Origin of the sequence: Amphritea pacifica, from assembly GCF_016924145.1 — a bacterium.
In the GTDB taxonomy this organism is placed as follows: Bacteria; Pseudomonadota; Gammaproteobacteria; order Pseudomonadales; family Balneatricaceae; genus Amphritea; species Amphritea pacifica.
Window position 1 is genome coordinate 1 of record NZ_JAFFZO010000252.1, and the last position, 255, is coordinate 255.

A 255-nucleotide genomic window follows, 5' to 3' on the forward strand; every position below is an offset into this window, starting at 1 on the left:
AACCGGGCGACCTGGGTGACCAGTACAACAGCTTCCTGGATTGCGAAGAAGTCTCCCCTGCCGATATGAAGAACGGCGATGTGGTACTGAACCGTGATGGCAAGCTGCTGCGTCCTAAGCGTCTGCCATCTAACCTGTTCCAGTTCCGTGCCGGCACCGGTGAAGACCGTTGTGTACTGGACTGCATCACATCTCTGCAGAACGGTGCTGACCTGCTGTGGATCGAGACTGAGAAGCCTCACGTCGGTCAGATCG

General features: G+C 56.9%; 1 pseudogene. It reads left to right on the forward strand.

Features of this window, described 5'->3' with window-relative positions:
- Positions 1-255 (forward strand): annotated as a pseudogene (locus JW499_RS23305) (isocitrate lyase); the annotation flags it as partial.